Source organism: Streptacidiphilus albus JL83, assembly GCF_000744705.1.
In the GTDB taxonomy this organism is placed as follows: domain Bacteria; phylum Actinomycetota; class Actinomycetes; order Streptomycetales; family Streptomycetaceae; genus Streptacidiphilus; species Streptacidiphilus albus.
Genome location: NZ_JQML01000001.1, coordinates 9,671,214 through 9,695,184, shown reverse-complemented (window position 1 = coordinate 9,695,184; position 23,971 = coordinate 9,671,214). Strand labels below are relative to the sequence as shown.

General features: G+C 71.4%; 22 protein-coding genes. 7 read left to right on the top strand and 15 right to left on the bottom strand.

The genetic code is table 11. The annotated features are described in order from the left end of the window. Positions 1–95: 95 nt before the first annotated feature. The 8 genes from BS75_RS42065 to BS75_RS42040 all read right to left on the bottom strand — a co-directional run bounded on the left by BS75_RS42065 (position 96) and on the right by BS75_RS42040 (position 10,572). The gene (locus tag BS75_RS42065) at positions 96–1,073 is read right to left on the bottom strand and encodes a lantibiotic dehydratase C-terminal domain-containing protein (RefSeq protein ID WP_034091981.1); all 978 of its coding nucleotides are present in this window, start codon (positions 1,071–1,073) and stop codon (positions 96–98) included. Then, complete coding sequence (locus tag BS75_RS42060; RefSeq protein ID WP_034091980.1) at positions 1,066–3,726, bottom strand: lantibiotic dehydratase; 2,661 nt, start codon at positions 3,724–3,726, stop codon at positions 1,066–1,068. Before BS75_RS42060 ends, BS75_RS42065 begins: the two co-directional genes overlap by 8 nt. Next, positions 3,726–5,333, bottom strand: a complete 1,608-nt coding sequence (locus tag BS75_RS42055) for a SagB family peptide dehydrogenase (RefSeq protein ID WP_034091979.1) — start codon at positions 5,331–5,333, stop codon at positions 3,726–3,728. The genes BS75_RS42060 and BS75_RS42055 overlap by 1 nt, the downstream gene beginning before the upstream one ends. After that, entirely contained in the window at positions 5,330–6,973 is a 1,644-nt protein-coding gene (locus tag BS75_RS42050; RefSeq protein ID WP_081983135.1) for a TOMM precursor leader peptide-binding protein, read from the bottom strand. The genes BS75_RS42055 and BS75_RS42050 overlap by 4 nt, the downstream gene beginning before the upstream one ends. Continuing rightward, a complete protein-coding gene (locus tag BS75_RS42045) occupies positions 6,966–8,933 on the bottom strand; it encodes a hypothetical protein (RefSeq protein ID WP_152645975.1) in 1,968 nt (655 codons plus the stop codon). Before BS75_RS42045 ends, BS75_RS42050 begins: the two co-directional genes overlap by 8 nt. 121 nt (positions 8,934–9,054) lie before the next feature. Beyond that, entirely contained in the window at positions 9,055–9,222 is a 168-nt protein-coding gene (locus tag BS75_RS48940) for a thiomuracin/GE37468 family thiazolyl RiPP peptide (protein WP_156164345.1), read from the bottom strand. A 54-nt stretch (positions 9,223–9,276) separates the two neighbouring features. Then, positions 9,277–9,444 carry a thiomuracin/GE37468 family thiazolyl RiPP peptide gene (locus BS75_RS48935; RefSeq protein WP_152645976.1) on the bottom strand — a complete coding sequence of 56 codons (168 nt, stop codon included), beginning with the start codon at positions 9,442–9,444 and terminating at the stop codon, positions 9,277–9,279. 63 nt (positions 9,445–9,507) lie between these two features. After that, positions 9,508–10,572, bottom strand: coding sequence for an LLM class flavin-dependent oxidoreductase (locus tag BS75_RS42040; protein WP_034091977.1), 1,065 nt, complete (start codon positions 10,570–10,572; stop codon positions 9,508–9,510). A 331-nt stretch (positions 10,573–10,903) separates the two neighbouring features. On the opposite strand from BS75_RS42040, the gene BS75_RS42035 reads away from it, so the two are divergent. From BS75_RS42035 to gcvH, 3 genes are all read left to right on the top strand, one after another. Next, entirely contained in the window at positions 10,904–12,946 is a 2,043-nt protein-coding gene (locus tag BS75_RS42035; RefSeq protein WP_034091976.1) for a radical SAM protein, read from the top strand. Positions 12,947–13,755: 809 nt separating this feature from the next. Next, a complete protein-coding gene (locus BS75_RS42030) occupies positions 13,756–14,136 on the top strand; it encodes a winged helix-turn-helix transcriptional regulator (RefSeq protein WP_034091975.1) in 381 nt (126 codons plus the stop codon). Between the two features lie 160 nt (positions 14,137–14,296). Continuing rightward, positions 14,297–14,677 carry a glycine cleavage system protein GcvH gene (gene gcvH, locus BS75_RS42025; RefSeq protein WP_034091974.1) on the top strand — a complete coding sequence of 127 codons (381 nt, stop codon included), beginning with the start codon at positions 14,297–14,299 and terminating at the stop codon, positions 14,675–14,677. 96 nt (positions 14,678–14,773) lie between these two features. Here the strand turns inward: gcvH and BS75_RS42020 are convergent, their stop codons facing one another. After that, complete coding sequence (locus BS75_RS42020) at positions 14,774–15,640, bottom strand: hypothetical protein (RefSeq protein WP_052070447.1); 867 nt, start codon at positions 15,638–15,640, stop codon at positions 14,774–14,776. 97 nt (positions 15,641–15,737) lie between these two features. On the opposite strand from BS75_RS42020, the gene BS75_RS42015 reads away from it, so the two are divergent. Together BS75_RS42015 and BS75_RS42010 are read left to right on the top strand one after the other, a co-directional pair. Next, positions 15,738–16,241 carry a GNAT family N-acetyltransferase gene (locus BS75_RS42015; protein WP_081983134.1) on the top strand — a complete coding sequence of 168 codons (504 nt, stop codon included), beginning with the start codon at positions 15,738–15,740 and terminating at the stop codon, positions 16,239–16,241. Between the two features lie 73 nt (positions 16,242–16,314). Further along, entirely contained in the window at positions 16,315–17,052 is a 738-nt protein-coding gene (locus tag BS75_RS42010) for a VOC family protein (RefSeq protein ID WP_034091973.1), read from the top strand. A gap of 9 nt (positions 17,053–17,061) precedes the next feature. On the opposite strand, the gene BS75_RS42005 is transcribed toward BS75_RS42010, so the two are convergent. Next, complete coding sequence (locus tag BS75_RS42005; RefSeq protein ID WP_034091972.1) at positions 17,062–17,607, bottom strand: TetR family transcriptional regulator; 546 nt, start codon at positions 17,605–17,607, stop codon at positions 17,062–17,064. A gap of 39 nt (positions 17,608–17,646) precedes the next feature. Between BS75_RS42005 and BS75_RS42000 the strand changes: the two genes are divergently transcribed. Beyond that, positions 17,647–17,898, top strand: coding sequence for an aldo/keto reductase (locus tag BS75_RS42000; protein WP_331281466.1), 252 nt, complete (start codon positions 17,647–17,649; stop codon positions 17,896–17,898). A 7-nt stretch (positions 17,899–17,905) separates the two neighbouring features. Here BS75_RS42000 and BS75_RS41995 read toward each other — a convergent pair whose 3' ends face one another. After that, a complete protein-coding gene (locus BS75_RS41995; RefSeq protein ID WP_042438745.1) occupies positions 17,906–19,141 on the bottom strand; it encodes a low temperature requirement protein A in 1,236 nt (411 codons plus the stop codon). Between the two features lie 366 nt (positions 19,142–19,507). Further along, entirely contained in the window at positions 19,508–20,179 is a 672-nt protein-coding gene (locus BS75_RS41990; RefSeq protein WP_034091970.1) for a TetR/AcrR family transcriptional regulator, read from the bottom strand. A gap of 147 nt (positions 20,180–20,326) precedes the next feature. Here BS75_RS41990 and BS75_RS41985 point away from each other — a divergent pair, with 147 nt between their 5' ends. After that, positions 20,327–21,466 carry an FAD-dependent oxidoreductase gene (locus BS75_RS41985; protein WP_034091969.1) on the top strand — a complete coding sequence of 380 codons (1,140 nt, stop codon included), beginning with the start codon at positions 20,327–20,329 and terminating at the stop codon, positions 21,464–21,466. 69 nt (positions 21,467–21,535) lie between these two features. On the opposite strand, the gene BS75_RS41980 is transcribed toward BS75_RS41985, so the two are convergent. The 3 genes from BS75_RS41980 to BS75_RS41970 form a co-directional block, all read right to left on the bottom strand. After that, a complete protein-coding gene (locus BS75_RS41980; RefSeq protein ID WP_034094884.1) occupies positions 21,536–22,021 on the bottom strand; it encodes a WapI family immunity protein in 486 nt (161 codons plus the stop codon). Positions 22,022–22,072: 51 nt separating this feature from the next. Then, positions 22,073–22,621, bottom strand: a complete 549-nt coding sequence (locus BS75_RS41975) for a GNAT family N-acetyltransferase (RefSeq protein ID WP_034091968.1) — start codon at positions 22,619–22,621, stop codon at positions 22,073–22,075. Between the two features lie 351 nt (positions 22,622–22,972). Continuing rightward, on the bottom strand, positions 22,973–23,650 hold the full coding sequence (locus BS75_RS41970) for a GAP family protein (RefSeq protein WP_034091967.1): 678 nt from the start codon (positions 23,648–23,650) through the stop codon (positions 22,973–22,975). Between the last annotated feature and the right edge of the window lie 321 nt (positions 23,651–23,971).

The following is a 23,971-nucleotide window of genomic DNA, read 5'->3' as shown; positions in this document are numbered from 1 at the left end:
TCTTGACCAGCCGGGGCGGGTACGCCTCCTTGTTCACCACTTCGGTGGGGGTGTGCACGTTCTCCTGGTAGCGCGTCGCCTCGTTGCTCATCCGCTCACACCGCGCACAGGTCGAAGGCGGTCCTGGTCAGCAGCAGCCGCAGGTGGGACTCCTGGGCCAGGCTGATGCCGAGCCGGTTGCACATCAGGTGCGTGCACCGCTCCACGATCAGCTGCGGCACCAGGTGGTTGATGTGCTGCAGCACGTCGGCCGGGGCCTCGAAGTCGGGGTAGGCGTCCAGCTCGCCCAGCAGCTCCAGTTCGACCAGGGTGTCGTTGACGTCCCGCACGGTGGTCAGCCACCTGCTCGCCACGGACGCGTCGGGCAGCGCCACGCCCCGCGTCGACGCCCACACCGCCTCCAGGCCGGCCCGCAGCGGGGCCTTGTTGGCCTCGAAGTACCGCTCGAACTCCGAGGACTGCATCAGCTTCGCCCCCGAGCCACCGCTCTCGACCATGAACCGCGCCTGGTAGGCGAGTTCGGGCAGGATGCCGGTGAAGACGGTGCGGTTGGCGGCCAGCATGGCGAAGGCGTCCATGGCGCGCTGACCCGGTGTGCGGCCCCGGGCGATCAGCTCGACCGCCAGCACGCTGGCCGACATCAGCTGCCGCTCGACCGCCTCCAGCGCCCGGCCGGTGCCGAACACCTCGGTCTGCGGCAGGTAGTCGATGAACGCCACCGAGTTGTCCGGGTGGAGCACGGTGTCGTAGTCGTCCATCCGTTCCAGCTTGGCCAGGCCGGAGGCGGACTCGGCGTAGTCCCGTTCGGTCATCGCCGACCGCGACGGCGACGTCCGGTAGAACTCCGCGGCCGTCTCCTCGATCACCGAACGGACCGAGCGGACGTGCTCGGGCCGGGTGAGCACCCGCAGCCGGACGTGCGGTCCGCCCTCCCAGTAGCGGAGGAAGAAGAAGCCGTCGGCGGTCCCGGCTCGGCGTAGCCGCTCGACCGCGGGCCTGATGACACCGACGACCACGGCATCCTGGTCGCCGTGGTAGAAGAGGTGGGCACTGACCCAACTGCGCTCAGACATGTGTGACTCCGGGCTCGTTCAGTTCCACGATGTACTCCGCGACGCGCTCACCGCGGAGGTGGCCGGGATCCGGCACCATCTCGCTGATCTGCACGATCGCGTTAGGCTCGGCGAGCCGGCGTTCCAACCCGAGCAGCAGCAGCATGCTCGCGAAGTCCACGTAGTTCGGTTTGGTGTCGTTGCTCGGACCCTGGCCGTTCTGGGGCCGGCCCAGGGAGGCCGGGTCGAGCACGGTGACGAAGCACCGCTCGGGGATGCCGTGTTCGGCCAGCCAGCCGGCCGTCCGCAGCATCCAGGCCGCGTCGGTCATACCGTCGGCCCGCCGGGGCATCCGGTCCGCGCGGGTCATCCACATGGCGCGGCGCAGCACCACGTCGCCCACCATCAGCCGGGGCAGATGGCGCACGCCGTTGTCCGCGCGCGGGTCCGAGGTCATCCGCAGCTCGGTGTGCGCGCCGAACCAGGTGTTGGACTCGCCGAACGCCTCGATCATGAACCGGGCGGTGGGCGGCAGCAGCCGGTCGGCGGCCAGCCCCGGGTGCACCGGGCAGATCTGCCGGTCCAGCCGCCGCGACACCAGCGCGAGCAGCCCGTCCGCCCCGATCCGCACATCCAGGTCGTTGACCGGGAGCAGCTCCTCGTCCTCGCGCACGCTGCGCACCCCGGGATAGTCGACGGCCAGCCGGACACCCGGCTTCCGGACGTTGACCGCGGACCGGGCCACGGCCTCGAACTCGGCGAAGAGGACGTCGTCGCGGCCGGCGGCCGGCCCTGGTTCGGCCGGCAGTCCGTCGCGCAGGTCCAGCACGTCCAGGATCTGCCGCACCCGGTTGCGGCCGCGGCCGAAGCCGGAGCTGATGGTGTTGACCACCAGTTCCGGACCGTGCGCGGCGGCGGCGAGCTGGCAGTAGACCGCGACGGACGTCGGCGTGCGGACCCAGCCGGGCCATTCCTTGGCCAGGGTGCGCACCTCCTCGGGATCGATGCGGACCACTCCGTCCCGGTCCGGCGTCCGCTCGCCCAGCAGCCGCTTGCTGGCGGTGCGCAGCCGGTACAGCTCACGCACCGCCTCGACCGGGCTGTCCTCGTCGGCGAACCGGCTGTGGACCGGGTGCAGCCCGCGCGCGGCCGGGTCCGAGGCGACCGCGGCGGACTGCTCGGCCAGCACGTCCCGGTAGAACACCACCAGCGGGATCCGGGCACCGACCGGGTAGCGGCTCCGGAACATCGAGCTGAGGGTGAGCTTGAACGGCAGGTCGGGCCCGATCAGGCCGAGCAGGGTGCGCACCGCGTCGAGGTCGGCCAGCAGCGGCTGCCAGCTCCTGCGGTCCAGCACCGCCGTCGTCCCCGGGTGCACCGCGTTCTCGTAGAAGCTGTACCGGGCGAACTCCTTGGCCAGCTTCGGGTTGTTCGCGTGGGCGTGGTCCCCCACCTCCCGCAGCGCCGTGTCCAGACTGCGGATCACCGCGTCGCGGACGGCGACCCGGTCGCCGGGGGCGGTGATCGTGGGGTAGCTCGCCAGCGCCTCGTGCAGCCCCTGCAGGGTCCGGTCCAGCCGTTCCAGACCGGGCTGCCGCAGCTGGTTCAGCCAGCCGCGCAGGTCGGCGACCGGGTCCGGGGACTGGTCGGCGAGCGGCGGGACCAGCTCCAGCAGGCCCAGCGCCACCAGTCGGCGCAGGAACGCGTCGGCCTGGCTGCCGTCGCCGGCCAGGGCCTTGAGCCTGCCCCTCAGGTCGTTGAGGGTGCTGCCCGGGGTGGTCAGCTCCATCACCCGGCGCAGGGTCGGGGTGAGCGCGAGGCTGTGCACGTGTTCGATCGGACGCCGGCCCAGGAACAGCAGCACGTCATCGGTGACCGTGGCGCTGGGGTTGATCCGGATCCGGCACCCCCCGACGAACTCCGGGCGTTCGCACACGGCACGCGCGATCTGGTGCAGCGACCCGACGCTGACCTCGGTCGAGGTCGCCGCGACGGGCTGCCCCCGGTCCTGCGGCCCGGACCACCCGACGATGTCCTCGGCCTCGCCCCACGCGGCCAGACCGCTGCTGGTGAAGGTGGAGTACGGGCTGGTCTTCGCCGCGGAGCGGGCCAGGTACTGGGCCAGCCGCAGCACGGTCTGGCGCTGCGGCGCGTGTCCGGTGCCGAACCACTTGCGCAGGGCCAGGAACAGGTCCGGGTTGGCGTGCACCAGACCCAGTTGGAAGGCGGGCAGTTGGGCCGCCGTGCGCAGCGACTCGTAGCTCGCGGCCCAGTCCTGGTCGAGCTGCTCCGGCAGTGCCGCCAGCAGCCGGTCGCGTTCGGCCAGCCGCGCCGTCCACTCCTGGACCGGAGCGACCAGGTCGGCGGGCACGTCGACCAGGCGCGCGGGGTCGACCCGGCGACCGCGGTGCACCGCCCGGCGCACCGCGACCAGCCTGGCCTTGAGCTCGCCGTCGCCGGCGGCGCCGATCGCCGCGTGCAGCAGGTCCGACAGTTCGCCGGTCGCGTCCGCGATCACGGTGCGCAGCGCCACCAGGTCCGCCGCGGTGCGCCAGCTCTGCGCGCACCGCAGCCCTTCGAGTGCGGCGACCGGGCTGCCGGCCAGGCGCACCACCACGGCCGGGCCGAGCTCGTGGTGCACCGAGTCGGGGCGGGTCTCCCGCAGTCGCTCCATCACTCCCCCGCCTCGGGCTCGACCGGCACGATCATCCGTCCGCCGGGCCCGGTTCTGGCCAGCAGGATCTGGAAGACCGGGGTGTGGCGCTGCTCGGTGAGTCCGAGGGCCGCGCGCACCCCCTCGGCGTGGTAGGCGTTGACGACCCGTCCGGAGATGCCCTGTGCCGCGGCGGCGATGCACACCCGGTGCGCGAGCAGACCGGCCTCCTGGTTGAGCACGCGGTAGCCCCGGTCGCCGAAGGTGTCGAACGCCCAGTCACGGTCGCCGACGAGATGGACGATGGCGTTCATGTCCCGGAACACCGGTCCGGGGATGGTGACCCGCTCGATCGCCGTGACGGCGTCGATCCCGGCGTCGATCCCGGTGTCGGCGCCGGCCCGGACGACCGGGCGCAGCGCGCCGGTGTCCTGGTCGAGCCGGTAGCAGCCCGCCGGTATGCCGTCGAGGTCGCCGACGGTCAGGTAGATCTCCAGCGGGACCGGCACCCCGGCCGGGACGGCGTCGCTGGTGACGCCGGTGCGGATCCGGGCCAGCCGGGTCCACAGTTCGATGCCGTCGACCCGTGAGGCGACCGGCCGGAAGATCCCCGGGCCGGAGTCGCGCGCCCGCAGCACCGCCGCCAGGTTCACCGGCGGGACCCGGGCCCCGGGCAGGGGCAGCGGTTCGGTGTCGGGCAGGTCGGGCGCGACCGGCGCGGCCGCCGCGAAGGTCGAGGTGTCCGTGCGGAAGGAGGCGCGGTTGACCTTGGTCAGTGTCGGACAGGCCTGGGTGACCTTCAGTCCGCTGGGGACCGCGGTCGGACCGATCGGGTCGATGGTCGCCGCCAGCGCCGCGGCCGTCCGCGGGACCGGGTCCCGCCGCCGGCCGGCGTCGGCGTCGGCATCGGCATCGGCATCGGCATCGGCGAAGTGGAGCGGCAGCACCACCAGGGCCGGTTCCTCGTCGCGGTCGAGTCCGAGCAGCCGGTGGACCGGCTCGTCGACGAACTGGTGGTGCACCTGCGCCTCCAGGCCCATGGCCCGGGCGACCAGGTCGAGGTTCCCGGTGAGCAGGCCGGCCTCCTGGGTGCACAGCCGGTAGGCGTAGTCGCGGTAGATGTAGGCGGTCTTGGAGAACAGCCCGGAGAGCACGAACACGGCCTCGGGCAGGGCGCCTGCGGTTCCGGTCGCCCTGGTCAGCAGCCGCCGGTGGTCCCCTTCGCGCAGCAGCACCAGCGCGTGGTGCGGGGCGTCGTAGTGGTGGACGCCCTCGGGCAGGCAGACGTACAGCTGGACGCCGAACAGGCAGCGCGCGGACGCGACCATCCGGTGGTAGGGCCAGGTCCCGTTGGTGTCGAACTCCTGCCGGGAGATGCCGTAGCCGTAGCGGAGCAGCGTCGACAGCGCCGTCCCGTCGAACGCCTCGACGGCGCCCAGCTCCCTCGGCACCCTGGCCGTCAGCGGGCGTCGGGGCAGGCCCCGGTAGATCTTGAACTTCAGCGGTTCGTCCGGGTTGCCGTACTCCGACTGCCGGGTCTCCATCGCCTCGGCGAGGTCCTCCAGGCTGACCCGCAGGAACTCCCGGCCGACGCCGTCCTCGCGCGCGGTCACGGCGCCCCCGGTCACGGGAAGGGATGCGGGTGCGGATTGCGCACCTCGGACAGCCTGGGCAGTCCGGTCACCCGCCGGGCCGCGTGTCCGAAGGTCATCGGCACCGAGCCCGGTGCTATCACCTTGACGCATCTGAAGCCTCCCGCTGTCTGTTCCGTGGAGGTGGTGTCGACGGCGACGACGTCCAGGCCGGCCGCGGCGAAGCGCCGGACGGACTCGTCGAGATCCGCGCCGATCTCGGCGTTGCTCGGCCAGCGCCAGCGTTCGAGTCTCTGCTGCCAGGTCGACGTCACCGGGTCGTCGGTCAAGAAGGAATACCGGTCGAAGGTGGCCGGATTGGCCGCGCAGAGCAGGTGGTCGGCCATCGAGACGACCTCGTCCGGATGGTCGGCCAGGTGCCGGGCGCGGTCGAGCCAGTTGGGATCGAGCGCGAGGATGGTGACGTACTCGACGGTCTGGCTCAGTTCGTGCAGAGCGGCCAGTACCGCCTCGGCCGGGCGCAGCCCGCTGCCGCCGGTCGAGACGGCCCTGGGCCGTTCGGTTCCGGTGACGTCCTCGGCGAACGTCCAGAACGACGGAATCCCGTGCTCCTGCGTGGTGTCGAACACGTGCACCCGGTAGCCCTGCCGCTCGATGCGTTCGGCCACCAGCGGGATCCGGCGGTCGGGCACGGTGGCCAGGTCGAGCTCGGGCAGCGGAGTCCGCCCGTACCAGGCCATCAGGAAGGCGTCGCGCTCGGCGACTTCGAGGATGCCGTGCAGCACCGCCTCCTCGTAGCAGCCCCCGAGCGCGCAGCCGCTGGAGATCTCGCACGCGAACCCGGGCTCACCGCCGGGGAGCCGGTAGTAGGCGAAGCTCTCCGGGACCAGCACCGGCCGGTCGCGGCCGAAGGAGTAGCCCCACACCCAGTTGGCCACCGCGTCCTCGGTGAACTCCCGGTACCGGAAACCCGGGGTCCGGAACCGGTCGCCGGGGTACAGGCCCAGCGACCGGGGATCGATCGCGGCGCCCGCCACCTCGGCGTAGCTCGCCCTGACGCCGGTCCGCTTGCCCGGCGCGTACGCGGAGAGCCGCTCCAGCGACTCCGCCACCGAGATCGACCACGCGGAGGCGAAGTCCCGGGTCCGGCCGTATCCGGCCGCCTCCATGGAGACGCCGGGCACGGCCATGACGGCCTCGGTGAACGGAAACGAGTGGTGCGCGTAGGAGGTGACCGAAGGGATCAGGCCGCTCTGCCGGTCGACGTAGGTCTCCGCCAACGCGCCCCCGTCCAGCAGCCGCACCCGGCTCGACTCCGGCGACAGCTTGGGCCGTACCTCGCGGACGACCTTCGCTCCCTGCTCGGTGTCGGCCGGCAGGGCCGAACACCTGGGACATCGCGGATCGTTGAGGAAGCCGTGCCGGGACAGCGCGAGCGTGGCCGTGTCGACGATCCAGAACCGCTGCGCCTCGGGGCCGGCCGAGCCCAACCCGGCGACGGTGTCCGCCAGGAAGGTCGGCAGCTCCCGGTTCGGCGCCTCGGCGGCCAGCTCGGCGGTGCGCTCTGCGGATGCCGAGGCCGCGCGTCGCGTCCGCAGGCACTCCGGACAGCCCGGTGCCCACGGCCCGACGACCACCTGATGCGGTTCGAAGGACACGTAAGGCTGTTCAGCCATGGACGACCACGGCTCGCACCACGAAGGGACACAGCCGCGCGAGGGCGGGATCGTGGTCCAGCGGCACCGCGACCACCCGTCCGCCGTCGCGCGTCAGCCGGGCCACGACCTCTTCCAGGGTCACCGGACCCGGCCGGGCCCCGGACTCCCCGCGCAGGTTCGCGGGCAGGTCGGGCACGGGCGCGAGGGCGTAGCCGGGCTGCTCGGCGGCCCGGGACTGGTAGCCGAGCAACGTCCGCTCCAGCCCCTGCTCCAGCGCGGCGCCGACCTCCAGGTCGCTGGCGTAGGCGACGGTGCCCTCCGGGGTGGAGAACGCGAAGGTGGGCAGCCCGAGCAGCCCGGACAGGTCGTGGACCTCGAAGGACTGGTCAACGATCTCCAGCAGCTTCAGGTAGCGCGCACCGCGCCCGGTCAGCTCGACCCGGTCCAGGTCCAGTCGGCCGAACGGCTCGGTCGCGGTGGACACTGCCGCGGCCACGTGGTCGTTGGCCGCCGCGACCACCGCGGCGCGCACGGCCCCGGTCCAGTCGCTCCCGGAACCCGCGGTCCGCGCCGGGAAGACCGCCGCGGCGTCGACCGCGACCGGCTCACCGCTCAGCACGTCCAGGCCGTGCAGCCGGTCGCCCTTGCGGGAGTCGACCATGACCGCCGCGTAGCGCTCCAGCGCGTGCCGGACCGCCCGCTGCCGCGACTCGACCACGGTCTCGCCCCAGCCGTGGACCGGGAACGGACCGCCGGCCAGCGCGACCGGGTCGGAGACCACGACCTCGCTGACGAAGAGCGGCAGCTGCTCGTAGTCGCGCTCGGTGATCTCGGCGAACAGACCGGTGCGCGGGTCGACGCAGTCCACCGCGCGTCGGGCCAGTTCCTCGTCGTCGACCGGCATCGCGGTCGCCAGCGCGGCCAGTCGTGCCGGGTCGTCGGGGACGACCGGAAGCGCCAGCGGGTGCGGCCGGAACGCGTGGGTGGCGGTCTCCAGCGTCTCCAGGTCGAACCGGACCAGTTGGTCCGTCCCCGCGCTCCCGTCGATGCCGGTGAGGTGCCGGAACGCCGCGAAGCACAGCTGGTTGGCGACCAGCGAGACGGTGGGGCCGCGCAGGAACTCGCTGGGCGCCGCCTCCGGATGGTCGCGCAGATCCGCGCCGACCAGGTCCGGTGCCAGGGCGCCCAGGCGTCGCCAGGCCGACTCCCACGTCGTGGCGTCGCCGTCCCTGGCGATCACCGGGCCGATCCACGCCTCGTCACCGGCCACGACCGCCTGCGCGAACGCGGCGCCCGCGCCGAGCGCGACCCCGGGCAGCAGCCGGGCGCGCCCGATCATCGGACGATCCGCCACATGCAGCACCATGGCGGCGTCGACGGCCACCCGGTCGAGCTGCCGGGCGTCGGCCTCCAGGTAGTCGATCTGCTGCTCCGGGTCCGACTCACGGGCCGCGGCCAGGTGCTCGGCGACGCGGTCGCGGTCGAACCGCGACTCGGCGAACGCCGCCAGCGGCACGGCGCGGACGCCGGCCCGCAGCTGGGAGTTGGTCAGCGCCTGGAGCAGCGGGCCGGAGCCGGCCAGCACGATGCGGCTGTCGCGGTAGCTCTCGAAGCGCAGTTCCGGCGAGTCGGTGAAGTACTCGATGAAGGCGATGTTGGCCGCGTAGGCCTTGGCCAGCTCGGCGGAGAGCGTGTGCGGGCGGTCGTCCAGCACGTTCTTGACGTACCCCTTGCCCTGCAGCAGCAGCACCAGCTTGGCCAGCGAGGCGCGGCTGGGCTCCGGCACGGCGGCGCACAGCTCGCCGAGGGTCCTGCTGCCGTCCAGCATCGGCGCGATCCGCTGGATCCACTCGTACGTCGACGCGCCCTTGAGTATCGACCCGCCCAGGTTGCTGCGGATGTAAGCACCCTCCGGCACGCGCATGACGTAGACGTCCCCACGCAGCCTCGGCCGTACCCGATCGACGTTCACTTCCATGACCACCGCTTCTTCAGGAGCGCATTGATGACTGGTCAGCAGGAGGACCGAGAGCCACCCGGTCCCCTTACACGAGCACGCACCGGCTAGAGCACATGTGCCGGAGAATTCAGCACCGGAATCAGGTGCAGGAGCAGCACGGGCAGCAGCAGCAGCAGCTGCTCTGGCCGCCGGAAGCGGACAGCTCCGTGAGGCCGTAACCAGCCGTCACCGACTCGGGCACAACCGCGCCGAGGTCCACCAGCTCGAAAGAGCTGTCGTCCAGCACCAGGTCGTCGAATCCCTCCATGTCATTCACCTCCTCCCCTCCGTCGTCTCGGTCAGTGGGCCGAACCGGCACCGATCAGGTGCAGGAGCAGCACGGGCAGCAGCAGCAACAGCTGCTGGCGCCGCCGGAAGCGGACAGCTCCGTGAGGCCGTAACCAGCCGTCACCGACTCGGGCACAACCGCGCCGAGGTCCACCAGCTCGAAAGAGCTGTCGTCCAGCACCAGGTCGTCGAATCCCTCCATGTCATTCACCTCCTCCCCTCGGTCGTCTCGGTCAGTGGGCTGCGACGGGGCCTGGGGCCCCGGTCACAGGGTTTTCACCTCGGGCAGAACCTCGTCACAGAAGAGCTGCAAGGTCTGCCGAGCTTCGGGGAGCGGCATCGCGCCGAAATCGATCTGCCACAGGATCTGGTCGACGCCGCCGATGTGGTGGTTGAACGCGCGAATACGGTCGATGACCGTGGCCGGTGATCCGACGATCGCGCCACCATCGGTGTAGAGCTTGGTGGTCTGCATGCCGCGCAGCATCCAGCCGAACCCGGAATAGCCTCGGTAGGCGGAGGATTCCCGCTTGTCCCAGGGGCTCACGGCCTCGGCCCAGACGTCCAGATAGCGGCGCAGATAGGTCTCGGCGATCTCCTCCGCGTGCTCGTCGGTGTCCGCGACCACCAGCGGCAGGCTGGCCGCGACCCGGGGGCGCAGCGCCGAACCGCCGTGCGCGGCCCGGAAGGCGTCGCGGTAGAGGGTCAGGTGGTCGCGGAATTCGTGCGGCGAGATCAACGGGGTGATCAGCAGCCCCAGTCCCTCGGCGCCCAGCCAGGAGAAGCTCTCCGGCGTGCGCACCGCCGCGCCCCACATCGGCGGGTGCGGCAGCTGGGTGGGCCGCGGCAGTCCGGTCACATCGCGGTAGGAGAAGAACGGGGTCTCCTCGCTGACCTTCTCCTCGGTCCAGATCCGCTGGACCGCGCGAATGGTCTCGCGGAACCGGTCGACGCTCTCGTCCATGTCCAGGCCCAATGCGTCGAACTCGTCGGGCAGATACGCCCGGGCGAACCCCACATCGAGCCGGCCGCCGCTGATCGCATCCACCTGCGCGGCTTCCGCGGCCAATTGGATCGGGTGGTGGAACACCGGCAGAACGCATCCGGTCATCAATCTGACCGTGCTCGTCCGAGCAGCCACGGCGGACAGGAATCCCAGCGGGCTCGGGCAGTAGCCGCCGTAGTGATGGAGGTAGTGCTCGGTCATCTTGACCGAATCCAGACCGCCCATCTCAGCCTGGATCGACAACTCCAGCGCGTCGCTGAAATAGGTCTGCGGAGATTTCGTCTCCGGCGTGCAGTCAGGAAGAAAGGAAAGCCCGAAGCGCACCGATACCACTCCCTACCAACCGGATATCCACCAGATCGACGCCTGGGGTATTCACCCATACGGTCCGGGGCCTGCCGGCGCCACCGGGGTGTTTCGCGGTCGACGCTACAGCGGGCCATCGAGGCCGTCAATATACGCTCGCACCGCATCCCGCCTCGGTAATCATTTCGCACCGGCCCGGTATCCTCCGGGATACCTACGGTGCGGAGAGTGCGTTATTGACACCGCAACTCGGCACTGCAACCGTGACTCGCACACAACAGACTTTGAGCGCGGTCTCAGTGAGTGCGCGGGAGTGTCATTTCCGCCGACCATATACGGATGTGTAGCTATGACCTCCACCACGGACACGGTCTACTTCGCCGACCCCGGCAGCCGGGCAACGCCGGCCCCCGCCGGGAAGAGATCCGTACAGCTCGTCGAGTTCACCGCGATGCAGGGCGTCCGGTACAGCGTCACCCTCGGGTACCTCAAGGCGACCTCGCTCGCCGACCCCGCCCTCGACGCGGCCTGCGACTTCCGGATCAGCGTGCGCGAGCAGAGCGGCGGGGAGCGGGCGACCAAGGAACTGCTCGACTCCTGGGACGAGCCCTTCGTCGTGGCGCTCACCGTGTTCTTCTGGAACCGCGCCCAGTCCCTGGAGCTGGCCCGCCAGGTGAAGCAGCGCTGGCCGAACTGCCGGGTGGTCGTCGGCGGCAACGACGTCAGCTACCAGCAGGAGCCGCTGTTCGCCGAGGCGCCCTGGCTGGACGTGCTGGTCCACGGCGAGGGCGAGCTGCGCTTCCGCGACCTGCTGCACTGCTTCCTGGAGGGAGGGGACCTCTCCTCGATCTCCGGCATCAGCTACTGGTCCGACGGCGCCGTGGTCACCAATCCGGACGCGGACCGCATCACCGACCTCGAACAGATCGTCTCGCCGATCCTCGCCCCGGTCTACTCCGACGAGGAGATCACCGGCTCGTCCATGATCGTCTACGAGACCAACCGGGGCTGCCCCTACGGGTGTGCGTTCTGCTACTGGGGCGGCGCGACCAACTCCAAGGTGCGCCAGTTCGACCTCGACCGCATCTTCGCCGAGCTCGACCGGCTGATCCGGCTGATGCCCACCGACGCCACCCTGTTCATCGCGGACGCGAACTTCGGCATCCTCGGCCGCGACCAGCAGATCGCGGAGCACATCGTCGAGCTCAGCAAGCGCTACGACAAGCGGCTGATCGTCAGCACGAACTGGGCGAAGAACGGCAACGAGCGCATCGTCCAGATCGCGAGCATGCTGCACGCCGCCGAACTGACCGGTGCGATCACGCTGTCCGCGCAGTCCTTCGACGCCGATGTGCTGAAGATCGCCAACCGCGCCAACATCCGCACCGACCACTACCGTCGGCTGCTCTCCCGGTTCCGCGAACTGGACGTGCCCACCTACACCGACCTGATCTGGGGTCTGCCCGGCGAGACCTTCGACTCCTACCTCAACGGTGTCGAGGAGGTCCTGTCCGCCGGCGGCTCGCCGGTGATCTACCCGTTGCTGCTGCTCAACAACACCGAGTACTCGCGCGAGGCCTTCCGGGACAAGCACGCGCTGACCACCCGCTGGATGCCCGGCGACATCACCAATCCCGAGCTCATCGCGGACGTCGTCGTCGCGCACGAGGCCATGACCACCGGGGAATGGGTGCGTGGCATGGAGTTCCGGGTGGCCATGACGCTGTTCCAGAAGATCCTGCTGCGCTGCGCGCTGCGGGTCATCCACTCGACGACCGGCGTCCGCATGGTCGAACTGTGCCAGCAGCTCTGGTCGTTCCTGCTGAACGACTGTGCCGACCCGTTCCTCCGCGCCGTCGCCCGCAATGTCGCCGTGGCCTACCGGGAGCCGGCCGACCTGGACATGGCGCTGCTGAAGACGGTCATCGGCGACCAGGTGATCGTGCCCGAGGAGGTGCACTTCCAGGCGCTGCTGTGCCGCGCCATCACCACCCGGGACGCCACCGCGGAGCTGCTCGACGCGGCGGTCGACCACCTCTGCGGCTGGCTGGCCGCCTCCGGGCACCAGGTCGACCGGATGCTGGTCGACAGCGCGCTGACGCTCGACCTCGCGGCGTCGACGATCCTGCGCGCGAGCATGCGCGGAAAGCTGGTCGAGGCCGAGTTCGCCGTGCCGAGGCAGGGCTGGGACCTGCTCGTCAGCTCCGGCGACGTGCCGTCGAGCCTCGACGCCGGCGGCCAGGGTGACATCGTGCACGGCACGGTGTGGGCGCCGCCGCGCTGGGTCCACTACCCGATCAGCGTGTACGCGCTGTCGATCTGGCACGGCACCGGCCGGCCGCTCTACGATCTGCTGTTCGCGCTCCCCGACCGGTTCCCGGCGGTGAGATGACCCCGCACGGGCGTTCCAAGTTCCGGACCTTGCGGCCTAGTTGGCGCTGTACCATCAAAAGCGATCAGTGCGCCGCCAGGGCTTCCGATCTTCGCCGACTCGGGGCATGGTACGGACATGGCTTCGGTGAGGTTGTGCGGCTTCGCGGGGTCGTGCGGCTCCGCGGCGGGGGACCCGCTCCCCGCCGAGTTCCGAATGGAGCATCCGCAAAGGCCGCGCCAACCGTATTCGGTTGGTCCGGACCAAGTTAGGACGGCCCGCACTTCGGGGGATTGACAGTCACCATTACCAAAGTACATCATGGACACATCAGACACATATAGCACACCCTTCTCGCACGGGATGCACAGACCCCCTGCGAGGTTCCTGTTTTGCGCTATGAGTGGTGGGGGATTATGACTGTCAAGCTGCCGTTCGCGGAACACCCCCCTTGTGTCGACCGACGGACCATCAGGCGTCCGCTGCTGTACTCGGCATACGTCCCCCCGGAGACAGTCCGGCGGCCTGCCGCGCGCTGAGTCGGCACCCGTCCGACCGCAGCCCGGCCTCGGCAATCCTGCACCGAGTTCCCATTCGAATCGGCCACGCACCGGGCAACCGCCGCCCTTGGCAGCCAGGCGCCGATGAACTCTGCAGAGCACCGCTTCGACATTGCGCGTGGAATACCGCGCAGGCAACCGGTGCGCATACGCCGCGCCATGCACCGGAAAGGGCCGCCAGGATCTCCTGGGCCCATCGTCCGCCCTCTGCCCCTCGCGGTCGGCGGACACCACCGTGTCGCCACTTCAAGGACCGCAAAGGATACCGGCATGACCATTACCGAGACCGCTGCCGCCGTCGGGACCACCTATCGTCCGGACGGCCCGTGCCGCCCGATCCTCGACCAGATCGCCGACAAATGGTCGATGATAGTCATGGCCATCCTCGACCAGCCCCGGCGGTTCAACGAGATCATGCGATGTATCGAGGGCGTGACCCATCGGGTCCTGACCCAGACCCTGCGCCGGCTGGAGCGCAACGGCATGATCCAGCGCCGCGTGCTGCCGACCTCGCCGGTCGGGGTCGAGTACTCGCTCACTCCCCTGGGCGAGTCCCTGCGCGAGCCGTTCAGTCGGCTGTACGCCTGGACGGTCGCCAACAAGGACGAGATCCGGGCCCACCAAATGGCTTACGACCGAAGGATGCTGTAGGCGCCGGCGTCGATCCGGCCGCGGATCGGCCCACGGACGGTTCGTGCCGTGTCGCGCCGCCCGAATGCGACCCCAGGGTGCCGGTGGTGCAGCAAGCTGTACCCGGTGATCGTCCGTGACGGGTGATCCACGGTGCGTCAATGTTCAATGGGAGAACGGCATGTCGAATGTCCCTGCTGACCTCAAGTACACCGATGAGCACGAGTGGGTCCGACGGGAGGCCGGCGGGACGCTGACGGTCGGTCTCACCGACTTCGCGCAGTCCCAGTTGGGTGACATCGTCTTCGTGGAACTGCCCGAGGCGGGACTGAACGTGTCCCTGGGGGACGCGGTCGCCACCGTGGAGTCGGTCAAGTCCGTCTCCGAGATCTACGCCCCGGCCAGCGGCGAGATCATCGAGATCAACTCGCTGCTGGTGGACGAGCCCGAAGAGGTGAACGCGGACCCGTACGGGGCCTGGCTGTTCAAGATCAAGCTGACGGACGGCGCCTCGACCGACAACCTCATCGACGCCGCCGCGTACAGCAAGCTGATCGGCTGACCCGCTCCGCACAGGCGCCGCCGGGCCCCGGCGGCGCCTCCGACGCCGGGCCGGCTGCAGCCACCGGCTCCGCCGCGCTGCGGCCGTGGTCGCGCGTCATCGGCTGCTGTCACCGGCGGCGAGCCGCCACCCGCCGTGGGCCAGGTCGAGTGTCGCGGTGCAGTCGGCCCGCTCCGGTGGCCGCCGGCCGAGGCGCCACCGCTGCGACAGGGCCGACAACTTGACGGTCACCGTGGTGGCGGTGGCGTCCCCGACGGCTCCGATCCAGTGGGGGCTCCGGGCAATCAACCGCTCCGGCAGCGCGGCGTCCGGTTCCGGGACCCGCACCGACGGGGCGCCACCGGTGCCGAGCAGAGCGGACCCGGCCAGCAGGGCCAGCAGTCGTCCCAGGACCGACGGGGGCATGGCCGGATCCGTCGATTCCACCGCCAGGTAGCAGTCGTCGTGTCCCGAGAACCGGAGGCGCGAGCCCTCCAGCCGAGGGAGCACCGGCTCGGCGCCGGCCGTGCCGATGACCAGGGCGAGCTCATCGAGCTGCCCGGGGGTCGCGCCCGCCGGCAGATCGACCATCGACAGCTCGTAGGGCGACCAGCCGCCGCCCAGGAATCGGGGCAGGCCGCTCCGGTGCAGCAGCAGGAACTCCTCGCCGAGCCCGATCGAGTCGGAGGCCCACGCCCCGACCGGGTGGACGGTGCAGTCGACGCCTTGTTCGGCTGCGATCAGGGACGGCCGCCATGGCCGGTAGTCCTCGTCCAGGAAGCTGTTGGTCGCCAGGTTCACCACCACGACCGTGTCGTTCGCGGTGCGGGTGAGCACGTCGATCAGCTCTCCGGCCCGGGCCGCCGCCGCGCTGATCATCCACGAACCGTCAACCTCACGGACACTGAAGCTCATCGGGAACGGCAGCCGCGCCGACCCGACGCAGTTGACGCTGAACGCCCCGTCCCGCTCCACCTCGACCACTGCCGTCTCCCCCGGATGAACTCGCCCGCGCCGTGCCTCGCGCGGACCATCATCCCCGCCGCGCTGCGATGTCAGTGCCACCGGCTACGGTCGGGCCATGAACGATCCGACCACGACGAACCCCCTCCGGCCCTCCTCCGACGGTGCGGAGCGGCCGTTCGCCCTCGACACCGCTCCCCTGCCCGAGATCGTCGTGACCGACGCGCCCACGGCCGAGGAGGTCGCGCTGGTCTCGGACGCACTCGACGCGTTCAACGTCCAGGCGGCAGGCGTCGACGACCGTCGGCCACTGGCTGTGCTGCTCCGGGACCCGCAGACCCACCGCGTCCTCGGCGGCCTGACCGGCCGGACGTCACTCGGCCTGCTCTTCGTGGACCTGTTCCACCTGCCGCCGGAGCTGCGCGGTTCCGGGCTGGGCAGCGAGATCCTCCGACAGGCGGAGGCCGAGGGCCGTCGACGCGGCTGCCGCCGGGCGGTGCTCTACACCATCAGCTTCCAGGCGCCCGACTTCTACCGGCGCCACGGCTGGGAGGTCTTCGGTGAAATCCCCTGCGACCCGCCCGGCACCAGCCGCGTGTTCCTGAGCAAGAACCTGGTGTGACGCCGCGCCGTCGGGCACTGCGGTCGGCGGCGGGAGTTGATCTCTGTTCGGCGGTGTGCATAGGCTCTGCGGCATGGCGACACGGCTGGTTCAAATTGCGATGAATGCTCAGGACGACTCCGTACTCGGCCGGTTCTGGGCGGAGGCGCTCGGCTGGGGCGTGGACAGCGAGGAGCCCGGGGTGACCAACCTCGAACCCGTGGGCCTGACCTACCCCGACCCCGCCGCCGTCTGCGTCGACGTCCTTCGCGTCCCGGAACCCAAGACGGTGAAGAACCGGGTGCACGTCGACCTTGCCACCACCTCTGCGGCCCATCAGGCAGAGCTGGTGGCGCGGCTCCGGGGGCTCGGCGCGACGCCCGCCGACGTCGGCCAGGGCGACGTGCCGTGGACGGTCCTGGCCGACCCGGAGGGCAACGAGTTCTGCGTGCTGGAGCCCCGGGAGATCTACCGGGACACCGGTCCCATGGCCGCGGTGGTGGTCGACTGCGCGGATCCGCGGGCCATGGCCCGGTTCTGGGGCGAGGCGATGGACTGGACCCTGCACCAGGTGACCGACGAGCTCGCGGTGCTGCGCTCCGCCAAGGGCGTCGGCCCCTATCTGGAGTTCCTCCGCACAGCCGACGCGAAGACCGTGAAGAACCGCATCCATCTCGACCTCCGCCCGTACCCCGGCGACGATCAGGCGGCCGAGGCAGCCCGGTTGCGGGCGCTCGGCGCGACGCCCGCCGACGTCGGCCAGGGCGACGTGCCGTGGACGGTCCTGGCCGACCCGGAGGGCAACGAGTTCTGCCTCCTCACCCCGCGCTGACGCCTCCCGTCAGGACTTCGGCTCGCTGATCCGACGGACGGCCTCGACCACTGCCGCGCGGTGCAGCGCCAGCCGCTGCGGCGACCGGCCGAGGCCGTCCTCGCCCGCCTCGACGCCTTCGTCGGCCCAGAACCAGGCCTGGGCCATGGCGAGAACCACGGTCAGGAGATCGGCGGGCTCCATCTCCCGGGCGACGTCGCCACGCTGCTGCGCGTCGGCCAGCGCGACGGTCTTGCCCAGGAAGGCGTCGGGCTCGATCCCGGTGGCGGAGGGGCGCTCCAGCAGCTTCCACAGCCGCAGGCGCATCAGCTCCGGCCGGGCGACCAGATGGTCGAAGATCGCGCCGGCATAGCCGGGCAGGTCCCCGGCGTCGAACGGCACGGACTCCGCACCCGCCGTCAGCGCCCGTTGCAGCACCTCGTCGAACAGCTGCTCCTTGTTGCCGAAGTAGACGTAGATCAGCCGCTTGTTGGCCCCCGCGCTCTCGGCGATCCGGTCGACCCGGGCACCGGCGATGCCGTAGGTGGCGAACTCAGCGAAGGCGGCGTCGAGCAACCGGGCCTTGGTGGCGTTGGAGGCCTCGGCTGCATGGGCATGAGCGCCTTCTACGGCGCCACCGACGACAAGGAGGTCACGCCCTCCCAGCTCGCGCTCGCGTGGGTCCGGCACCAGGGCGCCGTCGCCATCCCCGGGACCAAGCGCCGCCGCTACCTGGAGGAGAACGTCGCCGCGACCCGGCTGACCCTGACCGCCGAGGACATCGCCGCGATCGAGGCGGTCGCCCCGCGCGGCGTGGTCACCGGCGACCGCTACGCGCCCGAGATGATGGGCATGCTCAACGGCTGAGCGGCGACTACTCCTCGGCGTCGTCCGGCCGGCGGAGCCGGTAGCCGACGGCGAGTCCCCACGGGATGCTGAAGAGCACGACCAGGACGAGGCCGAGCACGATCGGGGCCGGGCGGGCCGCGCCCAGCCCGAGGCAGGCGACGGCCGCCGCCCCGCTGGTGCGGGAGAGCGGCCGGTACAGTCCGCTTCTGCTGCGCCAGGCTTCGAGGCCGCTGGCCACGAGCATGGTGCTGAGCAGGACGACCGCGGCGGCGGCGCAGAGCACCCAGGCGGTGGCTGCGGGAGTGCGTGCGGCATGGGCGTGCTCGACCAGGCTGACCATCGCCGCGCCCATCGCGGCCACCGCGGCGGTGAGCGGCAGGTGGGCGAGCATCCACCGCAGGGTGGCGGTCGGGGTCTGCCGCGGCTCGCGGTGGCCGGCGAAGTCGAAGTACGTCCACCAGGCGCCGAAGCCGACCACCACCGAGACCAGCGCGACCGCGACCTCCAGCACGCTGACCGGCTCGGCCGCGAGCCCGCTCACCACGCCGGTCACGGTCTCGCCGAGCACGATGATGATGAGCAGCCCGAACCGCTCGATGAGGGCGTCGGTGACGGTGAACGTGGCGGCCGCCCCGGATGTCGCTCCGAGGACGACGGTGCCGAAGCCGACCAGGTAGGCCACGTCCAGCAGACCCCAGGTCCAGACCCGGGAGACGGCGGGCAGCAGCGCGCTGGCGCCCAGGACGACGGCGCAGAAGACCGTTCCGGCGACGAAGAGTCGGCTGGAGCGTCGGTACTCGGGCCGGTCGCCGCGCGAGGCCAGCAGCCACAGCAGCGCCAGCACCGCGAACAGGCTCCCGGCGGAGACGGCGAAGGCCGCTCCCCGCTCGCCGCCCGCCTCGGGGATGAAGGCTCCCAGGGGCACCAGGATCAGGATCTGGAGCAGGAAGGTGCTGCGGGCCCGGGCGTCGTCGTGACCGTGCAGCTCGTGGTGGAGACTCCCGTTGACCCAGGCGATCCACACCAGTCCGAAGACCGAGGCGTACTCGCCGAGGCCGCGCCAGGTGAGCTTCCCCGCCAGGTGGTGGGCCGCCTGGGCGACCAGGACGACCACCACCAGGTCGTAGAAGAGCTCCAGCGGCCCGACCACGCGCTCCCGCGGCTGCTCGCCGTGGGCGCGCGGCGGCTGCCACAGCTGTCGCCGCAGCCGCTGCCGGAGCGTCACCTCGCCGGCTGCGGCCGGGGCGCCTTCGTCCGTCATCCGCTGACGCTCCTGCCTCGTCTGCCTCGTTGCGGCGGACCCGCCGCGATCAGGGCGTGCTGGGCCGGGTCCCGGTCCAGTCGACCACCGGACAGCGCTCGGCCAAGAGCCACGCGCCGTCCTGCCCGACAGTTTCATCGAGATGGCGGACGCTTTCCACGCCCCGGGCGTCGGCCGGAGGCGGAGGGCCGAGCCCGGCAGCCTGGTGGACGTCCGCCCCGGTTCGACACACTCGGACCCGCGCCGAGACCGCCGAGCTGACGCGCCGCCGCGACCGGCTGGGACAGCTCTCCTCCGACCGGCCGTCGTCGGCGACGCAGCACGGCCCGGCCCGCAGGCCGCGAAGCCGGCCCCTCGGGTCGACGACTACGGACGGGCCGCGATGCCGGCCAGGATCAGGTCGATGCCGGCCAGGAACTCCACCCGGTCGTCGTGGTCGCGCAGCCGGCCGGCGACGCTTCGGGTGAAGGCGTACTCCTCGGGGTCGAGGTTCTCCCAGGCGGCCGCGACGGAGCCGAGGAACTCGTCCCGGTTCGTGTCCGGCCGGACCGCGCGGGCATTGGCCGCGTTCTGCCCGCCCACCCCGAGGATGTAGCTCCAGAGCGCGGAGGCGACGGTGAACTGGGCGGCGCCGGGCACCCCGAGCGCCTGGACCTGGCGCCCGATGTGTTCGAAGGCCCGCAGCATCGGCGTCTTCTCGGGCGCTCGGACGAGCTGGGCGCCGATCCACGGGTGGGCGTCGATCGCGTCGAACACGCCGAGCGCGACGGCACGGATCGCGTCCTGCGGCGTCGAGTCCGCGGTGTCGGCGGTCATGGCGTCGGCGACGACCGCGTCGGTCGCGGCGCTCAGCAGTTCGTCCTTGCCGGCGACATGCCAGTAGATCGCACCGGGCCCGGTGGCCAGGCGCTCGGCCAGCACGCGGAACGTGAGTCCGCCCTCGCCCGCCGAGTCGAGGAGCCCGATCGCGGTCTCGACGATGCGCTCCCGGGAGAGCGGCTCCTCTCGTCGCTCTGCGCGACGGGTCCTGGTTGCCATGCCTCCATCCTGGCACACGCCTGGAACCCCGTTCCAGCTTGACATCTCTGGAACGAGGTTCCAGTCTGGTGGTGGAACAACATTCCAGAGAGCTGGCCCGTCGGGTGATCCGCCCGGCAGGCGCGACCCACCAGGCAAGGAGCCATCATGACCACTCAGGTGACGATCGTCGGTGCGGGCCTCGGCGGCCTCGTCCTCGCCCGCGTCCTCCACGTCCACGGCATCACCGCGACCATCTACGAGAGCGAGCCCTCCGCCGGCGCCCGCACCCAGGGCGGCCAGCTCGACATCCACGAGCACGACGGCCAGATCGCGCTCGAAGCGGCCGGCCTGACCGACCGGTTCCGCGCCATCATCCACGAGGGCGGCGAGGCCGCCCGGGCGCTCGACCCGCAGGGCAAGGTGCTGCTGGACGAGCCCGACAACGGCACCGGCGGGCGCCCCGAGGTGCTGCGCGGCGACCTCCGCCGGATTCTGCTCGACTCCCTGCCCGACGGGACGATCCAGTGGGGGCGCAAGGTCACCGGGGTCCGGTCCCTCGGCGACGGCCGGCACGAGCTGGCCTTCGCGGACGGGTCGACCGTGACCACCGACCTCCTGGTCGGCGCCGACGGCGCCTGGTCGAGGATCAGGCCGCTGCTCTCCGACGCCGAGCCCGAGTACGTCGGCACGACATTCATCGAGACCTACCTGTTCGAGGCCGACCAACGGCACCCGGCGGCGGCCGCAGCGGTCGGCGACGGCGCGATGTTCGCCCTCACCCCGGGCAAGGGCATCACCGCCCACCGCGAGGCGGGGAACGTCCTGCACACCTACGTCCAGCTCAACCGCCCCGCCGAGTGGGTGGCCGGGATCGACTTCACCGATGCCGCCACCGCGACCGCACGGGTCGCGGCCGAGTTCGACGGCTGGGCGCCGGAGCTCACCGCGCTGATCACCGACGGCGAGACCGCGCCGGTCCCCCGCATGATCTACACACTCCCGAACGGACACCGGTGGGACCGCGTGCCCGGAGTGACGCTCCTCGGTGACGCGGCGCACCTGATGCCGCCGTCCGGGGACGGCGCGAACCTGGCGATGTTCGACGGCGCCGAGCTCGGCAGGGCGATCGCCGCGCACCGCGACGACATCGAAGCGGCGCTCCGCGCCTACGAAGAGGCGATGTTTCCGCGCAGCGGGTCGGTGGCCGTGGAGGCGCACCAGACCCTGGACCTCTGCCTCGGCGACGACTCGCCCCACGGGCTCATCGACCTCATCTCCGGCCCCCACCAGCAGGAGCAGGACTGATCCGGCCAGGTCTGATCCGGGGACGCCCAGAGGTGCCCGCGGGCGGTCGGGCCCGCCCCGGACGGTCGGTCAGCGGACCGGAAAGGGCGACAGCTCCGCACTCCAGCCGTCCGCAGCCCCGAGCAGCGCCTCGCTGTCGAGGTGCACGTCGACGGTGAACTCGTACAGGTACTCGCCCTCCTCGTCCCGCTGCCACGGCGGCGCCGCCTCCAGCGAGAGGTGGACCCGCACCACCGCGCCGCCGTCGTCGTCCCGATCCGCCAGGCTGAAGGCCAGGCACGGCTCCATGAAGGACAGGGCCGGCGCCGACCCGCCCTCGGGGTCGGGGTCGGTGGCCTGCACCCGCCCGGCCGCGACCGCACGCAGCCAGCCGGGTATCGACCGGGCCTCGTCGGTCAGCAGACACGGCTCGGCGAAGGACCAGCTGCCCCCGGGGGTCGCCACCTCACCGGCGATGATCAGCCAGTTGTCGTCGTACGGGTCCCGGCAGGGCGAGGCGAACTGGTACCGCAACGGGCGCAGGCCGACACTGTTCACATGATCACGTAGAAGCACCGCCACAGGATGCCACGACCCCCGGCAGCGCCCGGAGCCGCCGTCCGGCCGTCAACTGCGGAGGAGCACGAGTTCGTGGTCGCTGGCCGTGGGGTCGACGGCGGGGACCGAGTGGCCGGTGTGCTTGAAGCCGACCTTGCGGTACATGGCCTCCGCGCGGGCGTTGTCCTCGTGCACGAAGAGCCTGACCTGCTCGACCACCGGCTCGGTCAGCGACCAGGACCAGTCCAGGGCGGCCTGGAAGAGCTCCACCGCGAGGCCGGTGCCACGCGCTTCGGGGCGGAGGAAGACGCCGACGATGTGCGTCTGCGCCACCTCCGGGACGTCCGCGAAGAAGGTCTCCACACCGGCCCGTTCGACGAGCACGGAGAGTGAGCCGAGCCAGCTCCCGTCCGCGGCCTCCGCGGCGAACTGTCGGAAGGTCGTGCCCTCGCCGGACTGGGCGGCACGACCCTGCCAGAACTCGTCGGGTCGGCCCGCGGCCTGCTCGTAGGTGTCGACGAAGGCGATGCTCGCCACCGGATCCCGTAGCGCGTCCAGTCGCAGTGCCTTGGCCCTGGTCCAGTCTTCCGGCTGTACAGCCCTGATGGTGTGCTCCATCTGCCGATCCTCGCATCCCCCCGGGTACCGGTCGCAACCGGGTTTCCCTCGGCCCGCGCCCAGGCCCGCGCCCCCGCGAAAAGGTGTCGCGTCGCACCGTCGGGGCCCACTACGGTGCGCCGGCATGGACATCGAGGAGCTGCTCGCCCGGATCCCTGGTTCGAGCACGGTCCTCGACGTCGGCTGCGGCACCGGGGTCCCCGGATCGCCGCCTGGCCGCGGCCGGCGGCCGGGCGGCTGGTTCCTGGGCGTCACCGGCCACCGGGCCCGGACCGGCACGGACGAGAACTGGCTCGGCGGCGCCACCCCCATGTGGTGGAGCCACCCGGCAACGACCCCACCCGTCGACGCTCAGGACGTCAGCGTGCTGAGCGCGTCGCCGACGTACTTGGCGCCCAGGACCACCAGCAGCACGGTCATGATCGCTCCGTTGTGGGCGGCCATCCAGGCCTTCCAGGACTGCAGGGTGCCGGCCGCCCGGTCGCCGCCGAGCAGGTAGACGCCCAGCGGCAGCAGCGTGCAGAGCGAGCCGATCAGCACGAACAGCACCGTGGCCACCGTCTTGCCGCCGACCGAGGCCGGGCTGGAGGCGATGGACAGGGCGCCGCCGACGGCCAGCACCAGGTTCTTCGGGTTCAGTCCTGCCAGGACGGCGGCCAGGCCCGCCGATTTTGCCGGGGTGAAGCCGTCGATGGTCTTCATCCAGCCCGGCAGCTCCGCCTCCTGACCCTCTTTCGGACGCCCCGTCCACTGCTTGACTCCGAGCAGCAGGAACAGCACGCCGAGCCCGAGCTTGACCCAGGACGTCCAGGTCGCCGGTCCGCCGCTGCCGTGGGCGCCGCCGCCGGAGCCGGCCAGCACCACCACCGTGCTGACCACGCCCAGGGTCAGCAGCCAGGCCAGGGCGAAGGCCGTGCCGTTGGAGCGTCCGCGCGGGGTGGCGAGCATCAGCACGATCGCGATGAGCGGGATCGGGCTGATGGCGATGCCGACCGCCGAGGCCAGCATCTGACCGACGGCGTCACCCACGGGGCGACCCCTCCTCGGCGACCGGGCGACCGGACATCGGTCCGAGCAGGGACCGAGTACCGTCGCCGAGGGCGGTGAACGAGCCTGACGTCACCACGCCGCCTTCCAGGTCAGAGGCGGAGCGCCGCCCGGCGCCCACCTGTCCCCCAGGAACACCATGGGTGCAGACTATGGGCGAAATGTCGCTCTCGCAGTCCGGGGCCGGTTCTGACGGTGGCTCTGCCACGCCGCCGGGGCGGCCGGCGCAGCGCCGGCGCTCCTGGCTGCGGTCGATGTCGGACCCGCAGCGCGGGCAACCGTCGGGGAGGTCGACGGGCTGCT

Bases quoted from the DNA above. Each gene is read 5' to 3' on its own strand.
- BS75_RS42065 (WP_034091981.1), bottom strand. From the start codon at position 1,073: ATGTCTGAGCGCAGTTGGGTCAGTGCCCACCTCTTCTACCACGGCGAC.
- BS75_RS42060 (WP_034091980.1), bottom strand. From the start codon at position 3,726: ATGGAGCGACTGCGGGAGACCCGCCCCGACTCGGTGCACCACGAGCTC.
- BS75_RS42050 (WP_081983135.1), bottom strand. From the start codon at position 6,973: ATGGCTGAACAGCCTTACGTGTCCTTCGAACCGCATCAGGTGGTCGTC.
- BS75_RS42045 (WP_152645975.1), bottom strand. From the start codon at position 8,933: ATGGAAGTGAACGTCGATCGGGTACGGCCGAGGCTGCGTGGGGACGTC.
- BS75_RS48940 (WP_156164345.1), bottom strand. From the start codon at position 9,222: ATGGAGGGATTCGACGACCTGGTGCTGGACGACAGCTCTTTCGAGCTG.
- BS75_RS48935 (WP_152645976.1), bottom strand. From the start codon at position 9,444: ATGGAGGGATTCGACGACCTGGTGCTGGACGACAGCTCTTTCGAGCTG.
- BS75_RS42035 (WP_034091976.1), top strand. From the start codon at position 10,904: ATGACCTCCACCACGGACACGGTCTACTTCGCCGACCCCGGCAGCCGG.
- BS75_RS42030 (WP_034091975.1), top strand. From the start codon at position 13,756: ATGACCATTACCGAGACCGCTGCCGCCGTCGGGACCACCTATCGTCCG.
- gcvH (WP_034091974.1), top strand. From the start codon at position 14,297: ATGTCGAATGTCCCTGCTGACCTCAAGTACACCGATGAGCACGAGTGG.
- BS75_RS42015 (WP_081983134.1), top strand. From the start codon at position 15,738: ATGAACGATCCGACCACGACGAACCCCCTCCGGCCCTCCTCCGACGGT.
- BS75_RS42010 (WP_034091973.1), top strand. From the start codon at position 16,315: ATGGCGACACGGCTGGTTCAAATTGCGATGAATGCTCAGGACGACTCC.
- BS75_RS42000 (WP_331281466.1), top strand. From the start codon at position 17,647: ATGAGCGCCTTCTACGGCGCCACCGACGACAAGGAGGTCACGCCCTCC.
- BS75_RS41995 (WP_042438745.1), bottom strand. From the start codon at position 19,141: ATGACGGACGAAGGCGCCCCGGCCGCAGCCGGCGAGGTGACGCTCCGG.
- BS75_RS41990 (WP_034091970.1), bottom strand. From the start codon at position 20,179: ATGGCAACCAGGACCCGTCGCGCAGAGCGACGAGAGGAGCCGCTCTCC.
- BS75_RS41985 (WP_034091969.1), top strand. From the start codon at position 20,327: ATGACCACTCAGGTGACGATCGTCGGTGCGGGCCTCGGCGGCCTCGTC.
- BS75_RS41975 (WP_034091968.1), bottom strand. From the start codon at position 22,621: ATGGAGCACACCATCAGGGCTGTACAGCCGGAAGACTGGACCAGGGCC.